At 69.8% G+C, this 3,380-nt stretch carries 2 protein-coding genes and 1 tRNA gene; all 3 read right to left on the bottom strand.

Annotation, left to right across the window (positions count from 1 at the left end):
* Positions 1 to 111: 111 nt before the first annotated feature.
* A complete protein-coding gene (locus ACFVAV_RS35655) occupies positions 112 to 2,049 on the bottom strand; it encodes a YhgE/Pip domain-containing protein (protein WP_379040116.1) in 1,938 nt (645 codons plus the stop codon).
* 136 nt (positions 2,050 to 2,185) lie between these two features.
* Positions 2,186 to 2,944, bottom strand: a complete 759-nt coding sequence (locus ACFVAV_RS35650; protein ID WP_379040115.1) for a PP2C family protein-serine/threonine phosphatase — start codon at positions 2,942 to 2,944, stop codon at positions 2,186 to 2,188.
* 356 nt (positions 2,945 to 3,300) lie between these two features.
* Positions 3,301 to 3,372 (bottom strand) — tRNA-Phe (locus tag ACFVAV_RS35645).
* Positions 3,373 to 3,380: the final 8 nt, after the last annotated feature.

The following is a 3,380-nucleotide window of genomic DNA, read 5'->3' as shown; positions in this document are numbered from 1 at the left end:
ACCTCTGGGTTATGAGCCCAGCGAGCTACCGAGCTGCTCCACCCCGCGTCGGTGAGAACAACCGTACGCGGGGGCGGGAGGAGGCACCTAATCTGCTGGTCAGAGGTGTTTTCAGGCCGAGGATGCGGCTGGACGCAGGGGTTCGGGCGCGGGGTCGGGGCGGGTGGTGGCGAAGTGGCGGGCAGCCAGCATGATTCCGAAGGCCGCGGCGAGCATGACGAGCAGGACAGCGATCGACGTCCAGAACATGGTGTCGTAGAGGGCGATGTCGGCGCGGATGATCGCGCGGCGGGCGAAGGTCATCGGGGCGATGTCCTCGAAGGGGCGGAACGCGGGCGGCGTCGTGCCCGCGGGGAATACGCCGCCGAAGGTGAAGATCTGGAACATGTAGAAGGAGAAGGCGGCGATGGAGCCGGCGACCCGGCCGAACAGGACGATGAACGCCTGGGTGGTCACCGCGGCCACCCCGCCGACCAAGGCGATCACGACCGCCATGACGGGCCAGTGCTGCGGGGACCAACCGGCCGAGCTGCCATAAGCGGCCGCCAGCGCGGCCAGGACGATGACCCCGGCCGCGCCGACCACGGAGCCGCGCAGCAGCGGGGCGGCGGCGCGACGCCACGGGGTGCGGCCGGTCGCGGGACCACGCCACGGGCGCAACAACATCCAGAGCACGACGGCGGCCAGGAAGGCGCCCATCACCACCAGGACCGGGCCCGCGCCGCGGGAGATCTCCTTCTGGCTGCGGTCGCCGCCGCGCACCACCTGACTCGGTTCCTGATTGCGGATATCCATGGTGACCGGCTGGGCGATCACGTCGGCCGAAGCAGCGGGGTCGGTGATATGGGGTGCGGCCGCCGCACCGTCGCGCAGGCCGGTGTCGAGTTGGGTTGCGCCGTCATCCAATAGGGTGACACCCGCGCGGAGTTCCTTGCCGCCGTCGGACAGCTGGCGCAAGCCGGTGGATAGTTCGGTCGCGCCGGTGCCCAATTGGCCCGCGCCGTCCCGCAATTGGGTCGCGCCATCGGCCAGGGCGAGAACGCCTGCGCGGTACTCGGCCTTGGGGTCGGTGAGCTGGCGCGCCAATTCCTTGGTGCCGTCACGCAATTGGGTGAGCTGGCCGACCAGGGAGTTGGGATCGCCGGGGTGTACCTGACCGATCAGGCCCTCGAGCTCGGTGATGGCGACGGCCAGCTCCGGATCGGCGTTCCTGCTCAGCTCGTCGAGCAGCGGGTTCAGCTGGGTCGAGAACTGCCCGGCGGGCTGGAGGGCGTCCAGCAGCGGCGTGATGATCTGGTCCACGCCATCGCGGATCTGCGTCGCGCCCGTGCCGAGTTGATCGGTGCCGGTGACCAGTTCGTGCGCGCCGTCGGCGAGTTGCACGGTGCCGGCGTGGAGTTCGCCGGTGCCCGCGACCAGTTGCGTCGCGCCGGTGGCGGCCTCGTCGAGTCCGGTCGAGAGCTGTCCGGAGCCGTCGGCCAGTTGCGCGGTGCCCTGCGCCAGCTGGGTCGCGCCGCGCGCGGCGTCGCCGATTCCGGAACCGAGGCTGTTGACGCCGATCAGGATCTGGGAGGCGTAGCCGCGGCCGATCGTGGCCGCGATCTGGTTCTGCGCGTCCGCGACAACACCATTGGCGACGGCGGGGCCGAGCGTGCCGTTGAAGTCGTTGTAGTACACCGCGATTCGAGCGCGCTGGGGCACCGGGTCGGTCACGCTCAGCACGCTGCGGGTGAAATCCGCGGGGATGACGACCGAGAAGGCGTACCGGCTCTCCCGCAGACCCCGCACCGCTTCGTCGCTGCTGACCCGATGGAACTGCAGCTCACCACCCGACACCAGGGTGTCGAGGATCTCGGTGCCCATGTTCTGAGCCTTGCCGTCGGAGATGCCGCCGACATCGTCGCTGGCGACGGCGACGGGAATCTGCTTCAGGTACAGCTCCGGGTCCCACATGATCCACATGTAGACGGCGGAGACCAGGGTCGGCACCACCAGGAACAGGACGATCAGGACTCGTGCCGGTGTCGATCCCCCGCGCGTTCGGAGCATGCCGCCGATGCGAGCGCGGATGGATGTCGATCTGTCTGCCACGGCGAACCCCGATACTGCTCACTGCTGATTTCGGGACCCAAGCTACCTGGTCATGCGTCCAGCAAGTGTAAATTCGGTGAAACACCTTCCCGGCTCACCGGATCGCGTCGACCACCAGCGCGGTCGTATTGTCGGTGCCGCCGCGCCCCAGCGCCGCCCCGACCAGCCCCTCGGCGACCTGGCCCACCGAGGAACCCTGCGCCAGGATCGATTTGACGACCGGCATGCCCAGTTGCTTGCCCACCCCGTCGCTGCACAACAGCAGCCGCCCCGCACTCGACCCGGTGGCGGTGCACCCGATATCGCCGGGACGGACGGTGCGCACCGACGTGGTCACCAGATGACGCATGCCCGGCAGCGGGTCGTGCCCGCGCACCCGGTAGTACTCGGCCACCGTGTGATCGGTGGTCACGCGGTGCAGCACCCGGCCGTTCCAGCGGTAGGCCCGGCAGTCACCAACCCACGCGATATCGCACGGAGCGTCCGGCCGGCCCTCGCTCGGGAGCACCGCGACCACCAGCACGGTGTCGGCGGAGGACTCGGACAGCTCGGCCAGCAAGCCGCGCTGCGCCGCCAGGATCGCGGCCTGCGCGCCCTCCGCCACCGCGGCGCGGGCCGCGATCGAGGCCGCCAATCGCGCCGCGCGAGCGGCCGCGAGATGGTCTCCGACCCCGTCAGCCACCACGAAGGCGCTCCGCCCGCGCCCCACGTCGGTGAAGGTGGCGAAGGCGTCGGCATTGACCGTCCGCCGCCCCAGCCTGCTCCTCCCCGCCCCGGCCACCCGGCCGAGCAGCGCCCGATCCTCGGCATCGTCGGGCCGATCGTCTCCCACCTCGATGGCTTCGGTGTGCACGACCCGACCTCCTGGGACTCGGCCTCACGGGGTGCTGTCGACCAGCACACTCCATTCAACGGACGAAACCCGAACACTGCTCCCGAATTCTCTGTGGGCTTGCTGAGGAATCGGGCCGGCTCCCGGATCGTTCACCGCGTGGTTCACACCGGCAAGCCGCTGATCAACCGCGCCGATGGCGGGAGCGCACCGCTGGACCGCTGGACCGGGCCGCCGCTGCCCGCGGCCGCGGCCGGTTCATCCCAACGCTCGCGGCGGGCAGGCGTTCGCCGATCTGATCGCGGCAGCCCTGTGATGCGATAGCCCGCAGCGCAAAAGTGGCCCGGAACCATCTGGTTCCGGGCCACTTCTTAGTATCGGGGACAGGCTTTTAACCTGCGGCCTCTGGGTTTTTAGCCCAGCGAGCTACCGTGCTGCTACACCCCCCGTCCGGGAA

Source organism: Nocardia sp. NPDC057663 (genome assembly GCF_042799895.1).
In the GTDB taxonomy this organism is placed as follows: Bacteria; Actinomycetota; Actinomycetes; order Mycobacteriales; family Mycobacteriaceae; genus Nocardia.
Note: the sequence above shows the minus strand (reverse complement) of the source record. Positions and strands in the feature narration are given on the sequence as shown.